At 61.3% G+C, this 23851-nt stretch carries 21 protein-coding genes and 1 tRNA gene; 8 read left to right on the top strand and 14 right to left on the bottom strand.

The features are described 5' to 3' along the window. Positions 1-50: 50 nt before the first annotated feature. The 7 genes from J2W17_RS15300 to msuE form a co-directional block, all read right to left on the bottom strand. The gene (locus J2W17_RS15300) at positions 51-1373 is read right to left on the bottom strand and encodes an ABC transporter substrate-binding protein (protein ID WP_307335302.1); all 1323 of its coding nucleotides are present in this window, start codon (positions 1371-1373) and stop codon (positions 51-53) included. Between the two features lie 78 nt (positions 1374-1451). Then, a complete protein-coding gene (locus J2W17_RS15305) occupies positions 1452-2519 on the bottom strand; it encodes a branched-chain amino acid ABC transporter permease (RefSeq protein ID WP_307335304.1) in 1068 nt (355 codons plus the stop codon). 10 nt (positions 2520-2529) lie between these two features. Next, positions 2530-3411 carry a branched-chain amino acid ABC transporter permease gene (locus J2W17_RS15310; RefSeq protein WP_307335306.1) on the bottom strand — a complete coding sequence of 294 codons (882 nt, stop codon included), beginning with the start codon at positions 3409-3411 and terminating at the stop codon, positions 2530-2532. Between the two features lie 62 nt (positions 3412-3473). After that, on the bottom strand, positions 3474-4265 hold the full coding sequence (locus tag J2W17_RS15315; protein ID WP_307335308.1) for an ABC transporter ATP-binding protein: 792 nt from the start codon (positions 4263-4265) through the stop codon (positions 3474-3476). A 14-nt stretch (positions 4266-4279) separates the two neighbouring features. After that, positions 4280-5437, bottom strand: coding sequence for an AMP-binding protein (locus J2W17_RS15320; protein WP_307335310.1), 1158 nt, complete (start codon positions 5435-5437; stop codon positions 4280-4282). A gap of 15 nt (positions 5438-5452) precedes the next feature. Beyond that, a complete protein-coding gene (gene sfnG, locus J2W17_RS15325) occupies positions 5453-6553 on the bottom strand; it encodes a dimethylsulfone monooxygenase SfnG (protein ID WP_307335312.1) in 1101 nt (366 codons plus the stop codon). A 46-nt stretch (positions 6554-6599) separates the two neighbouring features. Then, the gene (gene msuE, locus J2W17_RS15330) at positions 6600-7163 is read right to left on the bottom strand and encodes an FMN reductase (RefSeq protein WP_307335314.1); all 564 of its coding nucleotides are present in this window, start codon (positions 7161-7163) and stop codon (positions 6600-6602) included. Positions 7164-7552: 389 nt separating this feature from the next. On the opposite strand from msuE, the gene J2W17_RS15335 reads away from it, so the two are divergent. From J2W17_RS15335 to J2W17_RS15350, 4 genes are all read left to right on the top strand, one after another. Next, on the top strand, positions 7553-8791 hold the full coding sequence (locus J2W17_RS15335; protein ID WP_307335316.1) for an acyl-CoA dehydrogenase family protein: 1239 nt from the start codon (positions 7553-7555) through the stop codon (positions 8789-8791). A gap of 341 nt (positions 8792-9132) precedes the next feature. Next, a complete protein-coding gene (locus J2W17_RS15340; RefSeq protein ID WP_307335848.1) occupies positions 9133-10194 on the top strand; it encodes an HlyD family secretion protein in 1062 nt (353 codons plus the stop codon). Further along, on the top strand, positions 10184-11221 hold the full coding sequence (locus J2W17_RS15345; protein ID WP_307335318.1) for a DUF2955 domain-containing protein: 1038 nt from the start codon (positions 10184-10186) through the stop codon (positions 11219-11221). The genes J2W17_RS15340 and J2W17_RS15345 overlap by 11 nt, the downstream gene beginning before the upstream one ends. Before the next feature lie 79 nt (positions 11222-11300). After that, positions 11301-12632 (top strand): amidohydrolase, encoded by a 1332-nt coding sequence (locus J2W17_RS15350; protein ID WP_307335320.1) that lies wholly within the window; start codon positions 11301-11303, stop codon positions 12630-12632. A 177-nt stretch (positions 12633-12809) separates the two neighbouring features. Here J2W17_RS15350 and J2W17_RS15355 read toward each other — a convergent pair whose 3' ends face one another. From J2W17_RS15355 to J2W17_RS15365, 3 genes are all read right to left on the bottom strand, one after another. Continuing rightward, positions 12810-14162 (bottom strand): SLC13 family permease, encoded by a 1353-nt coding sequence (locus J2W17_RS15355; RefSeq protein WP_307335321.1) that lies wholly within the window; start codon positions 14160-14162, stop codon positions 12810-12812. 168 nt (positions 14163-14330) lie between these two features. Then, entirely contained in the window at positions 14331-15125 is a 795-nt protein-coding gene (scpB, locus tag J2W17_RS15360; protein WP_307335323.1) for a methylmalonyl-CoA decarboxylase, read from the bottom strand. Further along, positions 15122-16351 (bottom strand): CaiB/BaiF CoA transferase family protein, encoded by a 1230-nt coding sequence (locus J2W17_RS15365; protein WP_307335325.1) that lies wholly within the window; start codon positions 16349-16351, stop codon positions 15122-15124. The genes scpB and J2W17_RS15365 overlap by 4 nt, the downstream gene beginning before the upstream one ends. Before the next feature lie 178 nt (positions 16352-16529). Here J2W17_RS15365 and J2W17_RS15370 point away from each other — a divergent pair, with 178 nt between their 5' ends. After that, positions 16530-17465, top strand: coding sequence for a LysR substrate-binding domain-containing protein (locus J2W17_RS15370; protein ID WP_307335327.1), 936 nt, complete (start codon positions 16530-16532; stop codon positions 17463-17465). A gap of 247 nt (positions 17466-17712) precedes the next feature. On the opposite strand, the gene J2W17_RS15375 is transcribed toward J2W17_RS15370, so the two are convergent. From J2W17_RS15375 to gacA, 4 genes are all read right to left on the bottom strand, one after another. After that, positions 17713-17788, bottom strand: a tRNA-Gly gene (locus J2W17_RS15375). 63 nt (positions 17789-17851) lie between these two features. Then, positions 17852-18412, bottom strand: a complete 561-nt coding sequence (gene pgsA, locus J2W17_RS15380; protein ID WP_154848402.1) for a CDP-diacylglycerol--glycerol-3-phosphate 3-phosphatidyltransferase — start codon at positions 18410-18412, stop codon at positions 17852-17854. A 32-nt stretch (positions 18413-18444) separates the two neighbouring features. Beyond that, positions 18445-20268: an excinuclease ABC subunit UvrC gene (gene uvrC, locus J2W17_RS15385; RefSeq protein WP_307335330.1), complete on the bottom strand. Its 1824-nt coding sequence runs from the start codon at positions 20266-20268 to the stop codon at positions 18445-18447. A 2-nt stretch (positions 20269-20270) separates the two neighbouring features. Next, positions 20271-20912: a response regulator transcription factor GacA gene (gene gacA / locus J2W17_RS15390; RefSeq protein ID WP_008015884.1), complete on the bottom strand. Its 642-nt coding sequence runs from the start codon at positions 20910-20912 to the stop codon at positions 20271-20273. Positions 20913-21125: 213 nt separating this feature from the next. Between gacA and J2W17_RS15395 the strand changes: the two genes are divergently transcribed. The 3 genes from J2W17_RS15395 (at position 21126) to J2W17_RS15405 (ending at position 23774) form a co-directional block, all read left to right on the top strand. Continuing rightward, a complete protein-coding gene (locus tag J2W17_RS15395) occupies positions 21126-21254 on the top strand; it encodes a hypothetical protein (protein ID WP_307335332.1) in 129 nt (42 codons plus the stop codon). A 337-nt stretch (positions 21255-21591) separates the two neighbouring features. Beyond that, positions 21592-22665, top strand: coding sequence for a 3-deoxy-7-phosphoheptulonate synthase (locus J2W17_RS15400; protein WP_307335334.1), 1074 nt, complete (start codon positions 21592-21594; stop codon positions 22663-22665). 227 nt (positions 22666-22892) lie between these two features. Next, positions 22893-23774 (top strand): lipase family alpha/beta hydrolase, encoded by an 882-nt coding sequence (locus tag J2W17_RS15405; protein ID WP_307335336.1) that lies wholly within the window; start codon positions 22893-22895, stop codon positions 23772-23774. The last annotated feature ends 77 nt before the right edge of the window (positions 23775-23851 follow it).

Genomic DNA, 23851 nt, shown 5'->3' on the forward strand with positions numbered 1-23851 from the left:
CATGTGTTTTCGTTAACGATTTTCGCTGGCAAGCCAGCTCCTACACGTAATCAAATGTCCTGGCTGCAATCGCGTGGCGTGATGCCCTTTTCTTTGGCGTACTGGTGCGACGAGGCTTCGATGATCGGCCTGAGCAAAGCACGGTCGGCCTGCACCCAGTCGCTGATCAGTTTCCACTGGCTGCCATCCCACTGTTGAAAGCGCACCGCGCCACCCCCTTCATGGTCCGAGCACGACAGCTGCAAGGGTTGCACCAGGCCCAGCGCACCCAGCTCCTCGAGGCGGGCATTGTCCAGCTTGAGATGCTCGAAACCCCAGCGCACCTGCTCGCCGGTGAGCGGCTGCCTGCCGAATTTTTCCTGGGCGATGCGCAGGGCTTCAACGTTGAGAATGCCGTTCACCACCCCGAGGTTGTAATACACGGTGCCAAAGCGTTTCGGATCGGCGAGGTCGCCGTTGCCCTTGGCCACCACCTGCTGCTGGATGCCTTGCAGGACCGGGAACCCGGTGCCCGAGGGGTGCGTGGTGATCGCGATGTAGCCTTTGGCGGCGGCGCCGGCCGGGGCGGCATCGTCCTCGGAGTTGCTCCAGATGTTGCCGATGATGTGATCCGCCGGGAAGCCGACCTTCTGCGCGGTTTTCAACGCCACCGGATTCATCACGCCCCAGCCGCGCAGAATCACCCAGTCGGGTTTTTCCCTGCGGATGTTGAGCCATTGCGACTGCTGCTCGTTGCCTGGATGGGGCACTTCCAGCAAGGTCAGCTTGAACCCGTACTTGTCGGCCAGGGTCTGCAACACCTCATTGGTTTCCTTGCCGTAGGGCGAGCCGTGGTACAGGGTGACGATCTTCTTGCCCTTGAGCTGGTCGAGGCCACCGGCCTGCTGGCCGATGTAGTTGATGATCGCCGACACCTCGGAATACGGATTCAACTGCAAGGGGAAGGCGTAGGGGAATACGCTGCCGTCAGTGGAATCGGTACGGCCATGGTTGATGGTAATCAGCGGTAGCTTGTCCGCGGTCGAGCGCTCCAGGGTGGCGTAGGCAATACCCACCGACAGCGGATTGGTCGCCGCGGAAGGCGCGCCGTCGAGGCCTTTTTTCAAGCGCTCGTAGCACTCGACGCCCTTCTCGACCACGTATTCGGTTTCGCACTCGCTCCAGGTCAGCTTGACGCCGTTGACCCCGCCCTTGGCATTGACGTACTTGAGGTAGTCGATAAAGCCACCAAAGAAGCCGGTCCCCCCGGCGGCATAAGGACCGACCCGATAGCTCTGCAGCGGGAAGTACTGTTCGTTATCCGCCTGCGCGGTAAAGGCGGCGCTCAGGCTGATTGCCAGCGCCAGGCCACTGAGTAGTGCTCGTTTGGACATCGGTATGTTCCTTATCAATGATTCAATCGCGTGTACCGCAGGAGGATCGAAGCGCAGTCCAGGCCTGCGCCGGTTTGTTCAGTAGCGCAGCGGCCACACCCGGGCCTGCTCGCGAAACGTTTTCCAAAGGCGCGCCAGACCCTCGGGTTCCTTGACCAGGAACACGATGATCAGGGCGCCGAATGCCATCTTCTGCAGGTTTTCCATCTGCCCGGCATCGATCAGCCCGGCCGGCAACAAAGCCACCAGATTCGACAGCAGCACCGGAAACAGCACGATGAACGCCGCGCCCAGGAAGTTGCCGAGGATGCTGCCCAGGCCACCGATAATGATGATGAACAGGATCTGGAAGGACCGGTTCAGATCGAAACCGTGGGGCTCCACGGTGCCCAGGTAAGTGAAGGCCCACAGCGCTCCGGCCACCCCGAGAAAGAAGCCGCTGATGGCAAACGCCAGCAGCTTGGTCTTGAGCAATGCAATGCCCATCACGGCAGCGGCCGTGTCCCTGTCACGCACCGCCATCCAGTTACGCCCCAGCTCGCTGCGCACCAGGTTTTGGCCCAGCCAGAACAACGTCACCACCACGCCCAGTGTCAGCAGGTAACGCCCCACCGGCGAGCTCAGATCCACTCCCAGAATCTCCAGGCGCGGTGCACTGATCACCCCCGAAGCGCTGTTGTTGGAGAACCAGCTGAAGCGCGTCAGCGCCCAGGTCACAAAGAACTGCGCGGCGAGGGTCGACACCAGCAGATAGAAGCCCTTGATCCGCAGGCTGGGCAGACCGAACAGCACCGCCACCAGCGCGGCCACTCCCCCGCCCAAGGCCATGCTGAGCAACAACGGTGACCCCGGCACCCGCAGTTCCACGTTGTAAGTGGCAAAGGCGCCCACCGCCATGAAGGCTGCCGAGCCCAGCGACAACTGCCCGGCGTAGCCGGTCAGCAGGTTCAGCCCCAGCCCCGCCAGTGACAGCACCAGAAATGGAATCAGAATGGCGCTGAACCAATAGTCGTTGCCCAGGTACGGCACGCCGACAAAGGCCAACAACAGCAAGGCAACCAGGCCGTAACGGTCCTGACGCAGGCGAAACACCCGGCGGTCCTGGGCATAGCGAGTACTGAACTGACCGGCTTCTTGATAAAACATACGCCTCTCCTTAAACCCGCTCGATCGCACGTTCGCCAAATAACCCGGCCGGCCTCACCAGCAGGAACAGCAGCGCCAGCACATAGGGAAACCAGTTCTCGATGCCGCCGCCGATGACGGGGCCCAGGTACACCTCGGCCAGCTTCTCCGAGGCGCCGATGATCAGGCCGCCGACAATCGCCCCACTGATCGAGGTAAAGCCGCCGATGATCAGCACCGGCAAGGCCTTGAGCACCACCAGCGACAATGAAAACTGCACCCCCAGTCGCGCGCCCCAGAGCAGCCCGGCTACCAGACCGACAAACCCGGCCACCGCCCACACCAACACCCAGACCCGTTGCAGGCGGATGCCCACGGCCAACGCCGCCAGCGGGTCGTCGGCCACGGCGCGCAACGACAAACCGATACGGGTCTTGTTGAACAGCAGCGACAGCGCCACCACCAGCAACGCGGCGGTCACGGCGGCAAAGATGTCGAACTGCGACAGCAGCATGCCGCCCAGTTCCAGGGGCTCGTCACTGATACCCAGTTCCAGGCCATGCACCTGGGCGCCCCATAGCGCCTGGGCGAACCCTTCGATCACGTAGGACAAGCCGAGGGTGGCCATGAACAAGGTGATCGGTGGACGGTTGACCAGCGGGCGCAACACTACCCGCTCCACGGCCACCGCCAGCAGCACCATCGCCGCCAGGCTGATGGCAAAGGCCAGCCAGAACGGCACCCCGCGCTCCAGCAGGCTGACAAACGTCAGCGCCGAGAACAGCACCATGGCGCCCTGGGCGAAGTTGAAGACGCCGGACGCCTTGTAGATCAGGACAAAGCCGATGGCCACCAGGGCGTACATCACCCCGGCCAGCAGCCCACCGATCAACACCTCGAAGAAAAATTCCATGAGCCTTCCTGTTTTGCCGGCAAAGGGTTCCCGGCCACCCGAGCGCGGGCGACGTTATTGATTCAGGGGTTAGTGCCGAGGTAGGCGGCGATCACTTCGGGGTTCTGCTGCACCTCATCGGGTGGGCCGTCACCGATCTTGCGGCCGTAGTCGAGCACCACCACGTGATCGCTGATGCCCATGACCACGCCGATGTCGTGCTCGATCAGCACCACCGTGGTCCCCAGCTCACGGTTGATGTCGACGATGAACCGGCTCATCTGTTGCTTCTCGTCGGCATTCATCCCGGCCATGGGTTCGTCCAGCAGCAGCAAGCGCGGTTCCGCGGCCAGGGCGCGGGCCAGTTCCACCCGTTTCTGCAAGCCATACGGCAGTTTGCCGACCAGGGTGTCGCGCCAGGGCTGGAGGTGCAGAAACTCGATGACCCGTTCGGCGGCCTCACGCTGGCGGTCGTCTTCGCCCGCGGCGCGGCCGATGCGCAGGGCCTGTTCGATCCAGCTGCTGCGACGCTTGAGGGTGCGTCCGGTGAGCACGTTGTCGAGCACACTCATGCCTTTGAACAAGGCGATATTCTGAAAGGTGCGGGCAATGCCGCGCACCGCCATCTCCTGCGGGCGCATGCGTCGGTGCTCTTGCCCGGCAAAGCGAATGCGCCCCTGCTGGGCCTGGTACACGCCGTTGATCACATTCAGCAGTGAGCTTTTGCCCGCGCCATTGGGTCCGATCAAGGCGCAGATCTCCCCGGTGGCCACGGCAAAGCTGATGTCGGTCACCGCTTTGACGCCTTTGAACGACACGCCAATGTTTTCCAGCACCAGCAGATGTTCAACGTGTGTCGCCTGTGTCTGTGCCATGGGTCATGTCCTCCTCAGGCCGGTTGCGTGTTGTCTTCGATCCAGCCGTTGATCAGCGGGGCTGGCCAAGGCACGGGACGATGCCACTGCGCCGGATCCGGCCAGGTGCGTACTTCAATCGCCAATGCCCGGAAAAACGCCAGGGTCGGCGGCGCCAATGCCTCGCCCACCAGCAACGGCGCACGGGTGCGGGAAAAGCCGAGGACATCGCGCAACGGTCGGCGGATCAGCCAGTACCCCAGAGACCGTTGCAGCGCACCGGGGTGCGCTACCAGCGCCCACTCCACCAGGCGGCGGCGCCAACTGCCTGGGGCCGGCAAGCGGGCCTGGACCTGGGCATGCAGGCGCTCGTAGGTGGCCCGGGTGCCGGCCACCAGCGTCGGGCCCAGCTCGCGACGGTCCTGGTCGCGCGTCGCCAGGTTCTCCGGAAAATTCAGGCGAAAGCCAGCCATCAACCAGGGCGCCAACAAATAACGCGCGTGACCACCCGCGGCAAACGCTCGCGCCGCCAGGGCCTCATCCTGCCGCCCCAACTGCTCGCTGTGTACCAGGCGCCGGCCATCCTGCAGCAACTCGGCGTGGCTGATACGTTGCTGCTCGATGCGCTGCCCCGCGCCCAAACGGTAGAAGGCGAAGGCTGTGCGCTCGGCTCGGGCCTGGAGTTCCGGGCGGTGATCGCTGCGCTGCTGCAGCAGTTGCGCGAACGCCAAGGTGTCGCCGGCCTGGCTCACCTGCGCCAGGCCGCGGCCGTCGGCGTAAATCAGCAGCCTGGGTGTCAGTCCGGCGGCGCGCAGGCGCTGAATCTCTTCGTGGCCTTCGGCGAACACCCACTCAGTGTGCAACTCACGCAACAGCGTCACCTGCGCGGGCGCAGCCTCCAGCGGATCCAACAGCACGGCCACGCCCCCCAACCACTGTGCCGCCAGGGCGGCAATCAACGCCTCCGGTCGCGGGCGGCTGACAATCACCAAGCTTGCGCCTGGCACAAAACCACGCACCTGCAACGCCGCTGCCAGCTGTTCAACCTCAGCGGCCAGCTGGCCCCAGGTGCGCACTTGCCACACCCCAAGGCGCTTATGGCGCAGGGCGATGCCCAGGCCTTGCTGACGTGCCTGCTGTTGCAGCCACTGGGGCAAGGTGCCGGGTTGCGAGTTATCGGTGAATGTCGCCATGACCTTTCCCTTCCTTCAGGCGAGTGCCGCAGTCTTGGCCGCGACCGCCTCGCGCTCCAGCTCACGCACCAGCGGCAACACCTTGCGGCCGAAGTACTCCACTTCTTCGTGAAAATGCAGGAAGCCGCTGAGCACCAGGTCCACGCCCACCGCCTTGAGGGCGACGATGCGTTCGGCAATTTGCTGCGGCGTACCGATCAGGTTGGTCTTGAAGCCATCGTTGTACTGCACCAGGTCCTCGAAGGTGGACTTGGCCCAGTTGCCATCGCCTTCGGGGCTGGAGGCGCCGGCGTTCTTCGCCTCGCTGCCAAAACCGTTGACGGCCTCCGGATCGGCCTTGGCGATAATCTCCTGCAATACCGCGCGGGCTTCAGCCTCGGTTTCCCGGGCGATGACAAAGGCGTTCACCCCGACTTTCACCGAGTGGCCATTGATCGCGGCCTTGGCCCGAATATCGTCGACCTGCGCCTTGATGCCTTCGATGCTGTTGCCGTTGGTGAAGTACCAATCGGACACCCGCGAAGCCATGTCCCGGGCCGCGCGCGAGCTGCCACCCTGGAAGATTTCCGGGTGCGGTTGCTGCAGGGGCTTGGGTTTGAGGGTGTAGTCATGGAAGCGGTAGAAATCGCCATGAAAACTGAAATTGTCCTGGGTCCAGATGCCCTTGAGCGCCTGGATGAATTCTTCCGAGCGGCGATAGCGCTCATCGTGGTCCAGCCACGGCTCGCCAATGGCCCGGAACTCGCCCTTGAACCAGCCCGAGACGATATTCACCGCGACCCGACCGTTGGTGAACTGGTCGATGGTGGCCAACTGTTTGGCTGCCAGCACCGGACTCCAGGGCCCGGGCAGGATGGCGGCGATCACCTTGAGCTTCTCGGTGGCGGCCAACAGTGCGTGGCTGATGGTCACCGATTCGTGCTGGTTTTCGGCGCCATAACCGGCAGTGAAGCGGATCTGCGACAAGGCGTATTCGAAGCCGGCCTTCTCGGCGATCTGCGCCAGCTTGCGGTTGTAATCGATGTCCCAGCTGGTGCGCTGTTCGATCTTGCTGATCACGAGGCCGCCGCTGACGTTGGGCACCCAGTAGGCAAACTTGATGTTGTCCTGGCTCATTGCATGTACTCCATTGATTCGTTGAAGTGAGGGTCGACCGGACTCGTCAGGCGGCGCTGGCGGCCGGTTGGACGGTCGGATGGAGGCTCAGGACCGCCGACTCGACAGCGCGCTCGATGCGTTCGAGCAACTGCGGGCTGGTGATCCGGTAATCGGTGAAATCGGCCTCGGCGGCATACACACCGACAGGCAGGCTCAGGGCCTGGAAAAAGCCGAACAACGGGCGCAACTGGTGATCGATGATCAGCGCATGGCGATCCGAGCCACCGGTGGCGGCCAGCAACACCGGCACGTTGTTCAACGCCTGGTGATGAACGAAGTCGAACAGGTGCTTGAACAGGCCGGTGTAGGAGGCGCGGTACACCGGGCTGGCCGCGATCAGCAGGTCGGCCGTTTCAATGGCCTGCAGATCGGCTTCAACCGCCGCGGGCAAGTCTTCACGGCGCAGTACCCCGGCGAACTGCGGGCCGACTTCGGACAACTCGATCAGGTGCAGCTCGATCGGCAGCTGTTGCGCAAGGCCGTCGACCAGGGCCTTGAGCAGCACCAGGGTGCGCGTCGGCCGCTGCACGCTCCCGGATACCGCGACGACTTTCAGTGTGTTGCTCATTGCCCGTCCTCATGCTGGCAGAGGCCACCGCGGCACCTGCACAAGGAATAGAGCAGCAACCGTGCCACTTCAATAAATAGATATAAATCAAAGCGTTATTAACTTTTCTCGAATGTTCGCAGTGTCGCTTGCCGGACAGGCTGTTGATCGACTGTTGCGCGCACAACAGTTGCCTCCAGGTGCAGCCGATGCAACGCGTCTCGGCCACTGTTGCCGGGCGGTCAACGCTTCAACAAGTTGCCCGGCAGGCGACAGGCGCGAGCGTCGTCCACAGCCTCTCGCGCCGGAAAAACGGGCGATGCAGCGCCAGGCACGACCTGTGCAGTAACAGCAGTACGCAACAGATCGACTGCTCTGTTGCTTCTCTTGCCTTCATAAGGAGCTGCACCATGACTGCCCAGCAACAGCACCTGCCACACCCACTCTCCAGCGGTACCGACTACCAGGCCCTGGCCGCGCGCTTCCGGCCGATTTTTGCACGCATCGCCACCGGCGCACTGGAGCGCGAGCAAAGCCGCAGCCTGCCCTTTGAACAAGTGAAATGGCTGAAGGAAGCCGGCTTTGGCGCCGTGCGCGTGCCGGTGCAATACGGTGGCGCCGGCGCTTCCCTGCCCCAATTGTTTGAGTTGCTGATCGAGCTGGCTGCCGCCGATTCCAACCTGCCGCAGGCATTGCGCGGGCACTTTGCTTTTGTTGAAGACCGCCTCAATGCGCAGGCCGACGCTGCGCAGGACATCTGGTTCAAGCGGTTCGTCGAGGGTGACCTGGTGGGCAACGCCTGGACCGAGGTCGGCAGCGTGAAGGTCGGCCAGGTCGGCACCCGTGTCTCGCGCCTGGGTGAACACTGGGTGGTCAACGGCACCAAGTACTACAGCACCGGCAGCATTTTCGCCGACTGGATCGACCTCTATGCCCAGCGCGATGACACCGGCGCCGACGTGATTGCCGCCGTTCGCGTGCAGCAACCGGGCATCACCCAGAGCGACGACTGGGATGGCTTTGGCCAACGCACCACCGGCAGCGGCACCTCGGTGTTCGAGAACGCGGTGGTCGAGCCCGAGAACCTGCTGGACTTCGCCACCCGTTTCAAATACCAAACGGCCTTCTATCAACTGGTGTTGTTGGCGGTCCAGACCGGTGCCGGCCGCGCCGCGGTCAACGACATCACCGAAGAAGTGCGCACGCGCACGCGCATCTTCAGCACCGGCAATGCCAGCCACGTCAGCCAGGACGTCCAGGTGCAGCAAGTGGTGGGCAAGGCGTCGGCGCAGGTCTACGCCGCACACGCCACCACCCTGCGCGCGGCGAGCGCCCTGCAGGTGGCATACGAAAGCCGCTTCGTCCAGGACGAGATCGCCGAACGCGAAGCCAACATCGCCGCCGAACTGGAATCGGCACAGGCCCAAGTGGTGATCGCCGACCTGGTGCTGCGCGCCACCAGTGACCTGTTCAACGGCCTCAGCGCTTCGGCCACCAGCACCGGCAAGGCCTTCGATCGGCACTGGCGCAATGCGCGAACCGCGGCCTCACACAACCCGCTGATCTACAAGGAACGCATCATCGGCGACTGGGAGATCAACGGTACCGAACCGCCCTATGTCTGGCAGATCGGTGCAGGAACGAAGTAAGCCGGGATCACGCTGGTGGCCAGATTTCCCGGGATCTGCACCTGGTCGGCCAGCGTCGACGCACGGGCCAGCAACGCGTCTGGCCCTGGCTCGTCGCCAAGTCCAGGGCGTCAGACTATCCGCGTGTACGAAGCCCGGACTATCGCTTGCATGGATTGGGACTATCAGGATTTTCAATATTGCCGTTTTGCCTTCACTGGGTAACATCCGTCGCCATGCCCTTCTCCTGCTCGTTTCATACTTGATGCTCTCGTGGCCGCTCGGCGCACTTGAATCAAGACGACGAAACCGGCTCGACCATCCACTGACGGATTGCCCATGAACGCTTTATGCAAGTTGCCATGACCCCAGACCAACGATTTGCCCGTCACGTGCGTTTTGCCATTTTGATGTTGACCGCTCTGTTCGTCTATTTCCTCGCAGCAGACCTGTACATGCCGCTCACACCCCAGGCGCAACTGACCCGTTCCGTGGTGCGTATCGCGCCTCGCGTGTCTGGTCAGGTGATCGACGTGACCGTGGCCAACAATCAGCATGTCGAGGCCGGGCAGTTGCTGTTCCGCCTGGATCCGCGCCCTTTTGTTTTAAAGGTCAAGGAAGCTCAGCTGATGATCGAGCGCGCCCGCCAGGATTACTCCGAACGTGATGCCAATCTCGGCGCCGCCCAGGCCGACTTGTCAGCCGCCAAGGCCAAGGTTCAGGAGTTGGCAGCGCAGGCGGCTCGCATTCGGACCTTGCATGACCGAAACTTCGTCTCTACCCAACTGCGGGATCAGATCAATGCCAGCCTGACGATTGCCCAGTCGCAAGTGAGGGCCGCGTCCAGCACCATCGAGGAAATCAGGGCACGCAGAGGCGGGCCCGGCGACGACAATGTTCACGTCCGCCAGGCACAAAATGCCTTGGAGCAGGCGCGGCTGCAACTGGACTACAGCGAAGTCCGGGCTGAACGTGCCGGCGTGGTCGGCAACTTGCAGCTCAGTCCCGGGGCCTACCTCCAGGCCGGGGCATCCGTCATGGCGCTGGTGGAAGACAATGCCGATGTCACGGCTGACTTCAGGGAAAAGGCGTTGCGTTATGCCCAGCCAGGCACAACGGCCTCAGTAGTGTTCGATGCCCGCCCAGGGGAAATTTTCGCTGCAAAAGTCAGCCACCTGGAGTCGGGGGTAAAAGAAGGCCAGATCGACGCAAATGGTGATCTGGCCGCTCCCCTGCAATCGGATCGATGGGTAAGGGATGCGCAACGCCAACGCATTCACCTGGTGTTCAATACCGATCTTCCACCCACGTTACCTTCGGGTGCGAAGGCAACCGTGCAGCTGTTTTCCAGCGACAACGCAGTGGCGCGCCTCATGGGTGCGCTGCAAATCCGCCTCGTCAGCCTTATCCATTATGTCTACTGAGTCTGGCCCACATCGACTGAGCGAAAACGACCTGCGCCAATGCCTGCGCATTGCCGGCGGTGGTACGTTGGGGCTGTTTATCTGCAAGGTGTTCAACCTGGAATACGGCGCTTTTTTTTGCGTCTATCCGATGTTGGTCCTTGGCCTGGTGCCAACCTTGAATGCCCATCTGGTGCGCCAGTTCCTGGCACAGGGCGTGGTCGTCAGCGTGGAGGTCGGGGTGCTCTACGGGCTGTTCGGTGATCGACCGGTGTTGGCGGTGCCCATCGTGTTCCTGTTGTTTCTCTATCGCTTTGCGCTGATGGCGCGGGGCCCCTTGTTTTTCTTCAGCGCTCTGAGCGCGGTGTTCCTCTCGATTCTGTTGCATTTTTCCAGCTATCCGCAAACCGATGTCATCGATCTGCTGTGGTGCAATGGCGCGGCAATCTGGCTCTCGGCGGGGATCGCCGGCCTGATGTTTTACCTGTTCCCGGATGCAGCGCCCCGCAGCCCCAGGCAACCAGTAGAGAAAGACCTTCCCAGCCAGCGCCATGAAGCCCTGCTGGGGGCAACGGTCGCTACCGCGTCGTTTGTCGCCTTTCAATGCCTGGATTTGAAAGACTCATTATCCGCACAGGTGGCAAGCATCCTCATCCTGTTTCCCATGCATTGGAAAGGCGCGCATTTCGCCGGACGGATTCGTGCAATAGGCACGCTCATGGGCTGCGCCGTGGGCTTTGTCATGCAGTTGTTGCTCTACAACCATCACGACATCTTGCCCTTGGTACTCGTAATGTTCTGGGTAGCCCTGATGATTTGCGCCCGTTGGCATTCCATGGAAAAAGGCGTGCCGGGGATAGGCTTTGGTGCGATCACCACACTGGCCATTCTGTTCGGCCAATACCTGACCCCCTCCCACGACATCATGTTCGATATCTTTTATAGACTCACCTCCGTATCGGTCTCGGTCGTATTGACCTTGACACTGGTTTTCGTCACCCACGGATTTCTCAATCGGTTCGCCATGACTCGGCACATGAGCCATTGATCACGCATCGCTCAACGTCTTCGTCAGACGCACACCAACAAGCCTTCCGACCACCATACGGCCACAGGGAGAATTCCTCATGCGTATACCATCCTTGTCTTTGGGTATTGCTCTGTTAAGCACCTTCTCGGCAGCCTTCTGCCAGGCTTCCGATTTCAGTTGGGTCGACCCCGCCGTCGCCTCGGTCAACCAGGACGTCATCGAGCTACGCCACACCATTCACCAGAATCCCGAACTGGGAAACATGGAGGTGAAAACCTCGGAACTGGTCGCGCAGCAGCTCAAGGCACTGGGACTGGAGGTGCGCACCCGCATCGGCAAGACCGGCGTGGTCGGCGTCCTCAAGGGCGGCAAACCCGGCCCCGTGGTGGCTTTGCGCGCCGACATGGACGCTCTCCCCGTCAAGGAAATGACCGGCTTGCCGTTCGCCAGCACGGCCACCGGCGTGCGCCGGGGCAAAACGGTACCGGTCATGCATGCCTGCGGGCATGACACGCACACGGCGATGCTCCTGGGCGCCGCCAAGGTACTTGCCGAGCATCGCAACGAGGTCGCGGGAACGGTGGTCTTCCTGTTCCAGCCGGCCGAAGAAGGCGCCGCCGACGTGGATGAGTTCGAGGCAGACGCGGTGATCGGCGCGCGGGCGATGATCCGCGACGGGGCACTGGACTCGCCGAAGGTCGAAGCCATATTCGGGGTGCACGTCATGGCCGGCTACCCGACCGGTCACCTGTATTACAAATCCGGGACGGTGCTCAACAGCAACGACGCCTTCCGCATCACCGTAAAAGGCCAGCAGACCCACGGCTCGGCGCCGTGGAGCGGCGTGGACCCGATCATCGCCAGCGAGAGCATCATCGGCGGCCTGCAGACCCTGGTCAGCCGGCGGATAGACATGACCAAGGGCATGGGCGTCATCAGTGTCGGCACAATGAATGCCGGCGCGGCGAGCAATATCATTCCCGAAACTGCCGAACTCACTGGCACCATTCGCACCAACAACGCCTCGATCCGCGACACCATCCTGCAGAAAATGCCGCCGCTGGTGAACGGTATTGCCAGCGCCTATGAGACCAAGGCCAACCTGTTACTGGTGAACATTGCCCCGGTCACCATCAACAATCCTGCGCTGACCGAAGCCATGGTGCCCGCACTGGAGCTGGCTTCGCCGGGCAAGGTCGAGCGGCTGGAATCATCGCTGTCGCCAAGCGAGGACTTTTCCTTCTACGCAGAGAAGGTGCCGGGGTTGTTCGTGTTCCTTGGGGCAACGCCTGCAGACCAGGACATGCAGAAGGTCCCGAACAATCACAGCCCCTATTTCACCGCGGACGATGCGACCCTGGCGACAGGGGTGAAGGCGCATGTGCAATTTGTGTTGAATTATCCAGGGCGGGTGGCGGAAAAATCCTGAGTGCCTGAATTATCCGCGAGTCTCCTGGCGGTACATTTTTGCTCAAGTTGCCGCCGGGCGAGCGCTTCAAAACCTCGAAGCGCCCGGTTTCCGACCTTGAGCGAAGCAGTCCGATGTTATCGTCGATTCGGCTTTGAATGAGGTGCAGGGTGTCCGGGGTGGTCACTTGTGGGTAGTTCAAAGCACCCCGGGCACCACCAGGGTCAACCAGGCGACACAGGGTCCCACCAAGGCAATCACCGCGCTGTAGATCAGCAGGCTACGCAACACCTTTTCCCGCTCCTGCACGGGTGTATTGGCCACCACCAGCGCACCATTGGTGGAAAACGGGCTGGTGTCGACGATGGTGGTGGAAATGGCGATGGCCGCGACCACGCCGACCGCACTGATGTGGCCCTGGCTCAAGAATGGCACGGCCAGGGGAATGATCACCCCCAGCAACGCCGTGGACGAGGCGAAGGACGAGATAATCGCGGCGGTGAAGCACAGCAGCAAAGCGACCAGCAGCGGGTTACCCAAGCCGGAGATGCCATGGGCGACATAGTCGATGGTGCCGATAGTCTGCATCACGCCGATGTAAGTGATGATCCCGGTGATCAGCAGGACTGTCGACCAACTGACCTTGTCGATGGCCGCCTTCTGCGCCGCAGGGGCGAACATGGCGAGGACCACCGCGACCGTCATGGCCACCAACCCGATATTGAACTTGAACACCAATGCCGAGATCGCCAGGGCCAACAGCCCGACCAGCGTCGACAGCTTGGCCCCGTCCAGGCCGCTGACGGTCCGCAGCGGCGTACCGGCGCCCGTCAGGTCAGCGCGGTGATAAGCCGGGGACGCAGGCGTACCGCCGTGGCCAAGAATGGCCAGCGAGGCACCGGCAGCATGTAACGCTGGACCCGGCGAGACCGGCACCAGTGCCAGGCGAGCGTTGCGTAAGCCACCGAAGACTACGAAAACCACCATGGCAATCCCCAGGTTGAACAGCAGGCTGGTGATGAACAGAGTGAACGGTGCATAAGGTAACCCGGAGGACGCAACGATCTGATTGGTGATGCCACCGAAAATGCTCACAGGCGAGAAACTGCCGCCTTGGGCGCCGTGAATCACCATCAGTCCCATGAGCACCGGGTTGATGCGGTACTGCACGGCGAAGTTCAGAGCAATAGGCGCAAGGATCGCTGCCACCGCAGGGCTCAGCGCGCCGAAACCGGTGAGCAGCGCCGCCACCACGAACATCACCCAGGGGATCCAGGCGACATGACCACGTACCATCAATACTGCCCGTTCGATCAGCCAGTCGATGGTGCCGTTGTTCTGGGCGATGCCGAACAAATAAGTGACACCGACCAGCGTCAGGAACAGGTCACTGGGAAAGCCGGCGAAGATGGTCGCCGATGTCATGTCCATGATCACCGAACCGACGATAAAGGCCGCTGCGAACGCCAGTGCGCCCATGTTGATGGGCAACACGCTGGCGATGCCGAAAATGGCCACCAGCACTAAAATCGACAGAATTTCATTATTCATTTCAATCTGACTCCCCGCATTCGGACGGTCCCGCAGGTACCGTCCTTGTTGTTATTTTTTCGGGATGTATGGCAATCGACTCACGTCGGGCCGGGCGTGCCGAACGAGCAAGCGTGGCTTGCCCGCGAAGTCGGTCGTACAAACACGCACGCTATAAAATCTGTCGTGCTATTGGCCACTGAATACGGCTGGCCGGCGCTCGGCAAAGGCTGCCAGCCCTTCGCCAAAGTCAGCACTTTCGCAAGCTTGTCGGCGCAGTTCGGCAATCTGCTCCATCGCCTGCACCGGCATCGGCTGCAGGTCTTCGAGGATACGCAGTTGTTCCTTGACCGCCGCAACGGCGAGCGGCGCTTTGCTGGCGATACCCTGCGCCAGTTCCAGCGTGGTCGCTTCCAGCTCATCAGTGTCGACCAGTCGGTTGACCAGGCCAAATCGTTCCGCCCGCTGCGCATCGAGCTTCTGTGCGGTGAAAAACATCTCCTTCAACACATGAATCGGCAAATTGTTGAAGAAGCGCAGCAGTCCGCTGGTGGTGTACGGCAACCCAATGTTCACAGGCGTCATGGCAAAGCTTGCGCTGTGGTCCGCGACGACCATGTCGCAGCTCATGACCAGGTCCACCGCGCCGCCCCACACCGAGCCGGACACCAGGGCAATCACCACGCCGGGATAGGCGCGGATGCGGCGCAATACCTGTTCGAGCGGTTTGCCATAGGCAATCGGGTCGCGGTCGTGTTGCAGTTCGCGGATATCGTGGCCGGCACTCCACACGGATTGGCCGACTTCGCTGCCGAGGATCACCACCGGAATACGCTGTGACGCCAGGGCGACGAGGCTTTCGTCGAGCGCCGTCAGCAGTTGCGCGCTGAGTGCGTTGCGGTGTGTGGGGTTGCTGAAGACCAGCCGCGCGATGCGTTCATCGACGTGGTTGACGGTGACAGTTGTGGAAGAGGCTGGATTCATTGTGCGGTTCCTGTCGATTGCGCGCCGGTCATGTCGTCGGAGTTCTGGAACACTATTTTAGCGGCGAGCAGTGCGTTGATCGATGCAGCGTCGAAACCGGTTTCGCGCAATACTTCGACAGTGTGTTCGCCCAGCAGTGGCGGTGGCCGGCTGGCCACGCTGTCAGTGGCGCAGAACACCGGGGTCACTACCTGACGCAGGGCGCCGAGTGTCGGGTGCGTGAGTGTCTCGGTCAGTTGGCTGTGCAGCACCTGCGGGTCGTCGAAGACCTCATCGAGTGTATTGATCGGGCCGGCGGGTAATCCTGCGTCGACGAACAGCGAGGTCCACTCGCGTTTGCTGCGGGTTTTCAAACGAGTTTCCAGAATCTCTCTCAATTCGTCACGACGTTCGACCCTCGTTTCATTGGTCGCGAAGCGCGGATCATCCGGCAGCTCGGGCAAATCGAGCAGCACGCACAGACGCCCCCACATCGCCGAAGTGATCGGCGCCAGATTGAGCGGGCCATCCTTGGTCTGGAACACGCCATAAGGTGCAATCACCGAATGGGCGTTGCCGGTGCGGCGCGGCACATCCCCCAGGCTGAGGTAGCGTTGACCGTGCACACTCAGCAACCCGACCAGACTGGCCAGCAGCGAGGTGCTGACATGCTGGCCACGCCCGGTGCGCTCGCGCTCAAGCAGCGCGGCCAGCACCGCTGTCACCAACCACATGCCCGAGGTCAAATCGCCGATGGCGGTGCCGGTGCGTGTCGGGTCGCCATCGACGAAACCGGTCAGGCTCATCAGCCCCGAGTAGCCTTGGGCGATCTGGTCGAAGCCCGGCCAACTGCTCATCGGCCCGTCGGTGCCGAAGGCGTTGATGCTGCCCATGACCAGTCGAGGATTGCGGGCGCTGAGCACCTCATAACCCAGGCCCATGCTTTCCAGCGTGCCGGGTTTGAAGTTCTCGATCACGACGTCGGCGTCATCGATCAGCCGCTCGATGGTGGCCAACCCTTCGGGGTGGCGCAAGTCAATGCACATGCCGCGCTTGTTGCGGTTGCAGGATAAATAGTAGGTGCTCACGCCCCGATCGAAGGGGCCCCAGGTGCGGCTCATATCGCCAGTCGGGCCGGGCTCGATCTTGATCACATCGGCACCGAGGTCTGCCAGCACCATGGTGCAGAACGGCCCCGACAGTGCACGGCTCAGGTCGACGATTTTCACGCCTTGCAAAGCTTGCATAGGGTTCTCCAGTGAAGGGTTGAGTACGGGCGCCAAGGCCTGTTGAGGCGCGGCTTGCCTTTGACGGCGGTTAGCGCTTCGTGTGTTGTGCGACGAGTCTAGGCGCCGTATCTCATATCCTTCAAATATGATATTCCTCTACATTCATCGGAAAATCATATGGCTTGGGAGCGTACACATGGACCTGCGCCAATTGCGCTATTTCATCAAGGTGGTCGAGTGCGGGAACATCACCCGCGCCAGCGAAGCGCTGCATATAGCGCAGCCAGCAATCAGCCAGCAGATGCGCAACCTGGAACAGGACATGGGCATGCAACTGCTCGAGCGCAGCGTGCATGGCGTTGTTCCCACGGCGGCCGGGCAAACGCTCTACCGGCATGCCATCGAATTGCTGCGCCAGGCCGACGGCACCCACGAACTGCTGCGCCAGGACGCCGAGTTCCCGCGAGGCAAAGTCTCGGTCGGCATGCCGTCGAGTACGGCGCGCATGTTGGCCATTCCGCTCGCGCGCACGATTCGCAGCCGTTATCCGGGGATCAAACTGGAATTGATCGATGCCCCGAGCGCCGAACTCGGACGCCTGATCACGGTAGGACGGGTGGCATTGGCGGTGAATGTCGATGCGGTCGAAACCCGGGGCATGGCTTTCCAGAAGCTGTTAACCGAAACGCTGTACCTGGTGGCGTGGCCGGAATTTGCACTATCGGATGGACCGGTGTCGATTGAGGCTCTGGCGAAGATGCCGCTAGTGCTGCCCTGTGCCCCGAACACCATTCGCAGTCGAGTCGAATTCGCACTGCAGGAGGCCGGACTGAAATGCGAGGTTGAATTCGAAGCCAATTCCACCGACCTGTTGTTCTCAGCCGTCAAGGCGCAACTCGGTGTCACGATCCTGCCGTGGGCCGCGGCCCATGCCGAGCTTGTGCAACACAGGCTCAAGCTGGCCAGGATCGATCATCGACTGTTCAAGCGGGATCTGTCGCTGTGCTGGCATGACACGGTTGTAGAAAGCAATGCGGTGCAGAAGGTCAAGTCGACCATTTTCGAGCTGTTCGAGGCATTCGGGCGGCAGCCGGGGTGGGCAGATGGGCAGCAATGGGGCTGTAGCCACTGATCAGCGTCCGATATTCCGTTTGGGTAATGGCGAAATTTTGTTGTCGGCATAACGGAGAAAACTGTAGGAGCGAGCTTGCGCCGGGCGGCGTGCCGATGATGGTTTCGAGAAAAGAAGCTGCTTGCATGTCAATTTGCTTCCTGACGGGCATCAATCGGCAAAAGAGACTTCAGTCTCTTTAAATAGGGATGACAAATAGCGCACAAACAAAAACGCCACTCTGAATAGAGTGGCGTTTTTGTTTATTTGGAGCGGGAAACGAGACTCGAACTCGCGACCCCGACCTTGGCAAGGTCGTGCTCTACCAACTGAGCTATTCCCGCGTCTTGGTGTGGCGCATTCTATACAATCCAGAAGCCCCGTCAAGCCTTTGATTCAAAAAAGTTTTATTTCTTTTCTGCATCAGTCTTCAGATGCGGCCACGCAGCCCGCAGGTACTGGATCATGGACCACAACGTCAGGGCGGCGGAGACCAACAGCAAGGCGTAACCCACCAATACCCAGAACGTGAAGTCCGACGGGTTGGCCAGCAGGATCACCAGCGCCACCATCTGCGCGGCGGTTTTCCATTTGCCCAGGTTCGACACCGCGACGTGCGCCCGGGCGCCGAGTTCGGCCATCCACTCGCGCAGCGCCGAGACCACGATCTCGCGACCGATGATCACGGCGGCTGGCAGCGTGAGCCACAGGTTGCCGTGTTCCTGCACCAGTAGCACCAGCGCCACGGCGACCATCAGCTTGTCGGCCACCGGATCGAGGAAAGCCCCGAACGGTGTGCTTTGTTCCAGTCGGCGGGCCAGGTACCCGTCCAGCCAGTCGGTGGCCGCGGCAAAGGCGAAGACCGAGGCAGATGCCAGGTAGCTCCAATGGTAAGGCAGGTAAAACAGCAAAATGAAGATCGGAATGAGCAGGACGCGTAGAACGGTAATCAGATTAGGGATATTCATCGGCACAACTGGCTACGAGGTGAGGTGGCATTCTACTCGCTGTGCAGATTTGCATAAATCAACTCTGCGAGCTTTTTACTGATCCCGGGTGCTTTGGCGATCTCTTCGATGCTGGCACGAGACAGCTCCTGCAATCCACCAAAATGTTTCAACAAATCGCGCCGACGTGTCGGGCCGACGCCGGCGACGCCCTCAAGCGTAGACGTACGGCGGGTTTTGCCGCGACGGGCACGGTGCCCGGTAATCGCGAAACGGTGGGCTTCGTCGCGTATCTGCTGGATCAAATGCAGTGCGGGGGAATCGCCGCGCAGGGTGAATTCGTGGGCGGCATCATTCAGGTACAAAGTTTCGAAACCAGCCTTGCGGGTTGCACCCTTGGCCACGCCCAGCAGGATCAGGTCGGGCACCGCCAGTTCATTGAGCACATCCCGGGCCATGGACAGTTGGCCCTTGCCGCCGTCCACCAGCAGAATGTCCGGCAGCTTGCCCTCCCCGTCCTTCAGCTTGCTGAAGCGTCGGGTCAGGGCCTGGTGCATCGCGGCGTAGTCGTCGCCGGGGGTGACGCCTTCGATGTTGTAGCGTCGGTAGTCGGACTTGATCGGGCCTTCCGGGCCGAATACCACGCAGGAGGCCACGGTCGCTTCGCCGCTGGAGTGGCTGATGTCGTAACACTCCAGCCGCTGCGGTGGCTCGTCCAGGTTGAGTACTTCTGCCAAGGCATCGAAACGTGCCGCAACATGTTGCCGGTTGGCCAGCCGTGCGCCCAGGGCCTGCTCGGCATTGGTGACCGCCAATTGCTGCCAGCGTGCCCGGGTACCACGTACCCTGTGACTGATAGTCAGTTCGCGACCGCGCAGCTTGTCGATGGCCGCAATCAGGGCCGGGAAGTCTTCGTGAACCACGTTGACGATCAGTTCGCTCGGCAAGTCGCGTTCGGGGCTGCTGACGTAATATTGGCCGAGGAATGCTGCCATGACCTCGGACACGTCTTCTTCTATACCCACCTGCGGGAAGAAGTTCTTGCTGCCCAGCACCCGCCCGCCGCGTACGCTGATCAAGTGCACGCAGGCACCCCCCGGGTTGACGAATGCGGCGATCACGTCGACATCGCCCGAGCCGCCTTCCATGCTCTGCTGGTCCTGGACCCGACGCAGGAGCGAGATCTGGTCGCGCAACTCGGCGGCCCGCTCGAACTCGAGATTGATCGCCGCCTCCTCCATGGCCACGGACAATTCGTCCGTCAACGCATTGCTGCGCCCCTCGAGGAACATCACCGAGTGCCGTACGTCTTCGGCGTAGACCTCGGGATCCACCAGGCCGACGCAGGGCGCCTTGCAGCGTTTGATCTGGTATTGCAGGCACGGGCGCGTGCGGTTCTTGTAGTAGCTGTCCTCGCACTGGCGTACGAAAAAGGTCTTCTGCAGCAGGCTCAGGCTTTCGCGAATCGCCCCGGCGCTGGGATAAGGACCGAAGTATTTACCCTTGGCCTTCTTCGCGCCGCGATGGATGCTCAGGCGCGGGAACTGGCCATCCGAGAGGAACACGTAGGGGTAGGATTTGTCGTCGCGCAGCAGGATGTTGTAGGGCGGACGCCACTCCTTGATCAGCGTCTGCTCGAGCAACAGGGCTTCGGTTTCATTGGCGGTGATCGTCGTTTCGACCTGGGCGATACGCGCTACCAGGGCCGCGGTCTTGGGTGCGAGCCCGGACTTGCGAAAGTAACTCGACAGGCGACTCTTGAGGTTCTTGGCCTTGCCGACGTAGAGCAGGCGCGCATCGCTGTCGAACATGCGATACACACCGGGGCGCCCACTGACGGTCGAGAGAAAAGCACCTGGATCAAAGGCTTCAGTCATTTTCAGAGGCTGGCATCGACCATGCCGTGACGAACCGCCAACAGCGTCAACTCGACATCACTGCTGATCGAAAGCTTTTCGAAAATGCGGTAACGGTAGGTATTCACGGTTTTTGGCGACAGGCACAGCTTGTCGGAAATGATCTGGACTTTCTGGCAGCCGACAATCATCAACGCGATCTGGATTTCCCTTTCCGACAGTGCATCGAAGGGTGAATCGTTGGTCGGCTGGAAAGACTTGATCGCCAGTTGCTGGGCAATCTGCGGGCTGATGTAGCGTTGTCCGGCAAACACCAGGCGGATCGCCTGGACCATTTCCGGCAACCCGGCGCCCTTGGTCAGGTATCCCGCGGCACCGGCCTGCAGCAACCGGGTAGGAAACGGATCCTCTTCACACACGGTAACCGCGACAACTTTTATATCCGGATGACTGCGCAATAATTTGCGCGTGGCTTCAAGACCGCCGATTCCCGGCATCTTGACGTCCATCAGTACCACATCGGGTTTCAATTCACGCGCCTTGAGCAGGGATTCTTCACCTGATTCAGCCTGGCCGACCACTTGCAGGCCATCGATGTCAGCCAGCATTCGTGTAATGCCTGTACGAACGAGATCATGGTCATCGACTACTAGCACCCTAATCAAGCAGACACCTCGCGATATGGTCTTATGGGATGCTCGACACCTTAGCAAAAAGCGACTGGCAGACCTAGCGGCACGCGCTATATAAACAGTATCAATAGTTCTTCCTTCGACCCACTCGAGCAATAGAGAACATTGTCGGCCACCGATAGCATTTTCTGATTGAATTTGCTTACCGGCCTCTAGTAAGCTCGACCCATTCATCGGAGACAGACCATGTTCAACACTCGCTCACCGCTTCAGATCGCCAGCGCCCTGCGCTCGGTCGCGGCCGCCCGGGTGAATGACGTCTGTGCTTCGGTCAGCTTTTATTTTGGGTATTGGTTTAGCCACTGGCGCGCCTGATACCCACACGGCGCCCACTTTGAACGGGTCGCCACCAGAGAATTCTCAACCCCCGGTCGGCTTCCCGACCGGGGGTTTTGTTTTTTCAGCCCTGAACATTTTTAGCGACACTGCCGACAACTCGAGGATCACGAACATGAATTACGCCACTTATTACCGCTACGACAGTTTTACCGCCTGGCGATTTAGCAGCCTCCGCTCGGGACAGCCTGCCGCCTCCGATCGGTCACCCACAGGTGGCAAGCACACGCACGCAGCCAATCCGGCCAATTGTCGAACACCCCAGTAGGGCCGAGTGCGCGGGACCGAACCCGCCATCTGCCCAGGAAGCCTGAACATGAACTCGTCCGTCTCCGCTCTGCCGCTGTCCACCCTGAGCCCTGCCAATGAGGCGCTGACCCTGCGTCTGCCCAGCTCATTGCAACTCAAGCAGCAATTACCCCTCAGTAACGCCCTGACCCAACAAGTTGCCGCCCACCGCCAGGCGGTTCGCGCGATCCTCAATGGCGAAGACTCCCGCCTGCTGGTCATCGTTGGCCCTTGCTCGATTCACGATCCCCGATCTGCCCTCGAATACGCCACCCGCCTCGCTCGCCTGGCCATTGAAGTCAGCGATGAGATGCTGCTGGTGATGCGCGCCTATGTCGAAAAACCGCGTACCACAGTCGGCTGGAAAGGTTTGGCCTACGATCCGCAGCTGGATGGCAGCGACGACATGGCGGGCGGCCTGACCCTGTCCCGCGAGCTGATGCGTGAAATGCTCCGGTCGGGTTTGCCAGTGGCTACCGAACTGCTGCAACCGATGGCCGCCGGATACTTCGACGACCTGCTCAGCTGGGTGGCGATCGGCGCCCGCACCACCGAGTCGCAGATCCACCGGGAAATGGCCAGCGGCCTGGGCATGCCGGTCGGCTTCAAGAACGGCACCGATGGCGGTGTGACCGTCGCCAGCGATGCCATGCGCTCGGCGGCCCATCCCCATCGACATTTCGGCGTCGACAGTCAGGGCCATCCGGCGATCATTCAGACGCCGGGCAACGCGGACACCCATCTGGTGTTACGCGGCGGGCACGGCGGACCTAACTACGACCGCGAGAGCGTCGCGCGGGTGCACAGCGATTTGACCAGGCTGAAGATCCCGGCGCGGATCATGGTCGACTGCAGCCATGCCAACAGTGGCAAGGATCCCTCGCGCCAGCCGGCGGTGTTCAACGACGTGCTCGAACAGCGTTTGCAAGGTGATCGATCGCTGATCGGCATGATGCTCGAGAGCCATCTGTTCGAAGGCAGCCAAGCGTTGAGTCCATCGCTGCGCTACGGGGTATCGGTCACCGACGGCTGCCTGGGATGGGACGGGACCGAAGACCTGTTGCGCCAGGCGGCGATCAGGATGCGGGCTCAACGCGACTAGCAAACAAATGACTCGCCGGAGGTAGGCCATTGCGCACCTGCGCACTGCCTCCGGCAAAAGACTGTCCAGACATTGCGAAAAGTACCTCATATCCCTTCGAGCATTCGTACTTCCCCTATTCCGTTTTCATCAGGCCAGCGCGGCTTTTTCATACATCGCACGCGCGCTGGAGTGCTTTAGAGTGAGGCGCAGGCACCCCACAACCTCTTGTGAAAAAGGTATGAACAATGCAACGGAATGCAACGACTCTCTACCCGATCCTGCTGGTCCATGGGCTCTTCGGTTTCGATCGCATCGGCCCGTTCGAGCTCTTCCATGACATCAAGCAAGCCCTCAGAAACGCCGGCGCCAGGGTGTTTGTCCCACACCTGTCAGCCGCCCATAGCAACGAAGTTCGCGGTGAACAGCTTCTGGCGCAGATCGAGCGGGTGCTGGAAGGTACGGGCGCGAACAAGGTCAACCTCATCGGTCACAGCCAGGGTGCGTTGGCGGCGCGTTATGCGGCGGCGATTGCACCCGGGGCCGTCGCGTCGGTGACCTCCGTCAGCGGACCGAACCACGGTTCGGAGCTGGCCGACGTCCTGCGCAAGGCCCTGACGCCCGGACGCCTGTCAGAGCAGGTCGCCGAAACCGTCGCCGGCTTGTTCACCGACTTTCTATCCTTGCTCAGCGGCAACCGTCAGTTGCCCAAAGACGCCATTGCCGCGCTGAATGCGCTGACCACCGAGGGCGTGGGCGCATTCAATGCCAAATACCCTCAAGGGCTGCCGCACACCTGGGGTGGCAAGGGCCGGGAACTGGTCAACGGCGTTCGCTATTACTCCTGGAGCGGCACGCTGCAAAGGAGCCTCCTCGATCAAGGGGGCAATGCACTCGACCCGCTGCACGGATTCTGCCGGGGCTTCTCCCGCTATTTCACCACCGAAGCCAGGCAGAACGACGGCCTGGTCGGGCGCTACAGCTCTCACCTGGGCACCGTGATCCGCTCCGACTATCCGCTGGATCACTTCGACAGCATCAGTCAGATGGCCGGCCGGGTCCGCAAAGGCGTCGACCCGGTCGAGCTTTATGTAGAGCATGCCGAACGCTTGAAAAAGGCCGGCGTGTAAGAAATGCGGCTGCCGAGCGCCGGATACAAGGAACTTTGGGAAGAAAAAGGCCACTGAATCCGGTAGGCTCACCACTT

Origin of the sequence: Pseudomonas lini, from assembly GCF_030812475.1 — a bacterium.
GTDB lineage: Bacteria > Pseudomonadota > Gammaproteobacteria > Pseudomonadales > Pseudomonadaceae > Aquipseudomonas > Aquipseudomonas lini_A.

Coding starts and splice junctions, on each gene's coding strand:
- J2W17_RS15300 (WP_307335302.1), bottom strand. CDS start 1,373: ATGTCCAAACGAGCACTACTCAGTGGCCTGGCGCTGGCAATCAGCCTG.
- J2W17_RS15305 (WP_307335304.1), bottom strand. CDS start 2,519: ATGTTTTATCAAGAAGCCGGTCAGTTCAGTACTCGCTATGCCCAGGAC.
- J2W17_RS15310 (WP_307335306.1), bottom strand. CDS start 3,411: ATGGAATTTTTCTTCGAGGTGTTGATCGGTGGGCTGCTGGCCGGGGTG.
- J2W17_RS15315 (WP_307335308.1), bottom strand. CDS start 4,265: ATGGCACAGACACAGGCGACACACGTTGAACATCTGCTGGTGCTGGAA.
- J2W17_RS15320 (WP_307335310.1), bottom strand. CDS start 5,437: ATGGCGACATTCACCGATAACTCGCAACCCGGCACCTTGCCCCAGTGG.
- sfnG (WP_307335312.1), bottom strand. CDS start 6,553: ATGAGCCAGGACAACATCAAGTTTGCCTACTGGGTGCCCAACGTCAGC.
- msuE (WP_307335314.1), bottom strand. CDS start 7,163: ATGAGCAACACACTGAAAGTCGTCGCGGTATCCGGGAGCGTGCAGCGG.
- J2W17_RS15335 (WP_307335316.1), top strand. CDS start 7,553: ATGACTGCCCAGCAACAGCACCTGCCACACCCACTCTCCAGCGGTACC.
- J2W17_RS15340 (WP_307335848.1), top strand. CDS start 9,133: ATGACCCCAGACCAACGATTTGCCCGTCACGTGCGTTTTGCCATTTTG.
- J2W17_RS15345 (WP_307335318.1), top strand. CDS start 10,184: ATGTCTACTGAGTCTGGCCCACATCGACTGAGCGAAAACGACCTGCGC.
- J2W17_RS15350 (WP_307335320.1), top strand. CDS start 11,301: ATGCGTATACCATCCTTGTCTTTGGGTATTGCTCTGTTAAGCACCTTC.
- J2W17_RS15355 (WP_307335321.1), bottom strand. CDS start 14,162: ATGAATAATGAAATTCTGTCGATTTTAGTGCTGGTGGCCATTTTCGGC.
- scpB (WP_307335323.1), bottom strand. CDS start 15,125: ATGAATCCAGCCTCTTCCACAACTGTCACCGTCAACCACGTCGATGAA.
- J2W17_RS15365 (WP_307335325.1), bottom strand. CDS start 16,351: ATGCAAGCTTTGCAAGGCGTGAAAATCGTCGACCTGAGCCGTGCACTG.
- J2W17_RS15370 (WP_307335327.1), top strand. CDS start 16,530: ATGGACCTGCGCCAATTGCGCTATTTCATCAAGGTGGTCGAGTGCGGG.
- pgsA (WP_154848402.1), bottom strand. CDS start 18,412: ATGAATATCCCTAATCTGATTACCGTTCTACGCGTCCTGCTCATTCCG.
- uvrC (WP_307335330.1), bottom strand. CDS start 20,268: ATGACTGAAGCCTTTGATCCAGGTGCTTTTCTCTCGACCGTCAGTGGG.
- J2W17_RS15395 (WP_307335332.1), top strand. CDS start 21,126: ATGTTCAACACTCGCTCACCGCTTCAGATCGCCAGCGCCCTGCGCTCG.
- J2W17_RS15400 (WP_307335334.1), top strand. CDS start 21,592: ATGAACTCGTCCGTCTCCGCTCTGCCGCTGTCCACCCTGAGCCCTGCC.
- J2W17_RS15405 (WP_307335336.1), top strand. CDS start 22,893: ATGCAACGGAATGCAACGACTCTCTACCCGATCCTGCTGGTCCATGGG.